Source organism: Bacteroides fluxus YIT 12057, assembly GCF_000195635.1.
GTDB classification, from domain to species: Bacteria; Bacteroidota; Bacteroidia; order Bacteroidales; family Bacteroidaceae; genus Bacteroides; species Bacteroides fluxus.
In genome coordinates, this window is the sequence record NZ_GL882683.1 from 23832 (window position 1) to 26028 (window position 2197).

Consider the following 2197-nt stretch of genomic DNA (forward strand, 5'->3'; position numbering starts at 1 on the left):
CGTTTGGTGGCGCAAAGGGTGGCGCAAAACTTTTATAAAACGCTGTGCCACAGCGCAAAACTATGGCGCAAAGCGTGTCCAAAAAGTGGCGCAAAAAAATATTCAAAAAGAAAATACATTTAAACCTATGAAAATCAATTTGTTGAATAGCGGTTATGTCATGGTTTCGCGGGCATTGCTGATGGAAGTGTATGGCAAACAAGGCGCGGCGCTGACCGACGAGGAAGCGTTTCTGCGAGTGCTGGTACACGTAAACTACAAAAGCGAGAAGACTTGTTGCGGCAAGGACGAGGTGATTTGCCAAAGGGGGGGAGTCGCTGATTTCCTGCAAAGGCTGGGCGGACATCTTGGGATGGAGCCGCGGACGTACCCGACGCTTCTTTGAACGTATTTTGGCGGAGGGACTGATAGAACAGGTGCCCGGCAACTTGCCTACCCACATCCGCATCCTCGCCTATGACGCCTGGACCGGATGGCGGGCAGGGAAGAAAGAACCGGGAACCGCCCCTGCGAAGAAGCTCAAGGACGCCTTCACCGAGTCGCTGCAAGACTTCATCGCCCATTACAGCGAAGTGACCCAACTGCCGGCAGAGAACAGCGGACGCATGGCGGGCCTGTGGAAAAAACTCTCCACCGGAGAAAGGAAGCAGGCTTACGACAAGGTGGACCCCTACTACTTCAGTCTGAACAATACGAACTTCTGCTATCAGGCAGCCAAGTATCTGGAGTATAAAATTTTTGAGAATGAGTTTGTAAACTGAGGTAGAATAAATCTGAAAAAATAAATCTTATGTCTGAAATACTGAATCCCCATGATTCCGATCTTGAAGCCGTAGTTCTCGGCGCATGTCTGGCGGAGACTGCCGCCATGGTACTTGTAGGGGACAAGCTACGTCCCGAAATGTTTTACGAAGCGAAATACAGCGAAATCTATGCCGCCCTGCAGTCCATGCATCGGGCGGGCAAGGTCATCGACATCATTACCGCACGTGCGGAACTTGCCTTGCGCGGCACGCTCGAAGAAGTGGGCGGAGCCTACGAACTGGCCCGGCTGGCAGGCTGCGTGGCATCCTCCGCCCATCTGGAAACCCACGCCCTTATCCTGAGCCGGATGCACGTGAGGCGCGAGATGATTCGGGGCATGCATGCGCTGCTTGCCTCCGCCGCCGATGAAACCATCGACCTGGACGAAGTGCTGATGGGGCTGAACCGCCTCGCCGGGAGGCTGGACAACGAAAGCGTGTTCGGCAGTTGCCTGCGTGGAATGGACCGGCTGATGCAGGATACTTTGAAGCAACTGGAAGACCGGATGGCGAACAATAGTGGCGGCATCACCGGCATACCCACAGGGTTGCTGTCGCTGGACAAACTGACGGCGGGATGGCAAAAGGGTGACTTGATTGTCATCGCCGCCCGCCCCTCGGTAGGGAAGACGGCATTTGCGCTGCACTTGGCGCTGATAGCCGGACGGGCCGGAAAGCATGTGTTGGTCAACAGCCTTGAAATGCAAGGAGAAAGGCTGGGAGACCGGTGGCTCTGCGCACAAACCGGTACCGTCGGTGCCACCGATCTGAAGACCGGGCAGCTGACCGAACAGGAACGCCGAGAGATAATCGAGGCGGCGCGCGAACTGTCGCGGCTTCCCATCCGGGTGGATGACAACCCCAAGCGGAACATGAGCAGTATCCGCTCTACCGCCATATTGCAGAAAAGCAAGGGTTTGTGTGACCTGCTTATCATTGACTACCTGCAACTTTGTGACGTGAAGTCCGACCAGAAGAACCGTAACCGTGAACAGGAAGTGGCGGAAGCAAGCCGGGGCGCCAAACTGATAGCCAAAGAGCTCGACATCCCCGTCATCCTGCTCTGCCAGCTGAACCGGGAATGCGAGTTGCGTGCCGACAAGCGTCCGGCACTGAGCGACCTGCGCGAGAGCGGCGCCATCGAACAGGATGCCGACATCGTCATGCTGCTCTATCGTCCCGCCCTTTACGGACTGCCCACGGAACGCAAAAGCAAATATTCCTCCGAAGGCTTGGGCATGGCCATCGTGGCGAAGCACCGCAACGGCGAGACCGGTGACGTCTATTTCGGACACAACCCCAGCCTCACCCGGATAGGGGAGTACGAACCTACGTTGGAGTGGATGAGGAAGAATGCGGAACCTCATCCCGGACACTGAAAAAAAATGGCATTC

At 55.8% G+C, this 2197-nt stretch carries 2 protein-coding genes and 1 pseudogene; all 3 read left to right on the forward strand.

All coding sequences use genetic code 11. From position 1 onward, the window contains the following. A pseudogene (locus HMPREF9446_RS19190) lies at positions 1–385 on the forward strand (hypothetical protein); the annotation flags it as partial. Beyond that, positions 348–761: a hypothetical protein gene (locus HMPREF9446_RS13010; RefSeq protein WP_245532280.1), complete on the forward strand. Its 414-nt coding sequence runs from the start codon at positions 348–350 to the stop codon at positions 759–761. The pseudogene HMPREF9446_RS19190 and the gene HMPREF9446_RS13010, both read left to right, overlap by 38 nt. A 29-nt stretch (positions 762–790) precedes the next feature. Continuing rightward, positions 791–2182, forward strand: coding sequence for a replicative DNA helicase (locus HMPREF9446_RS13015; protein ID WP_009126149.1), 1392 nt, complete (start codon positions 791–793; stop codon positions 2180–2182). The last annotated feature ends 15 nt before the right edge of the window (positions 2183–2197 follow it).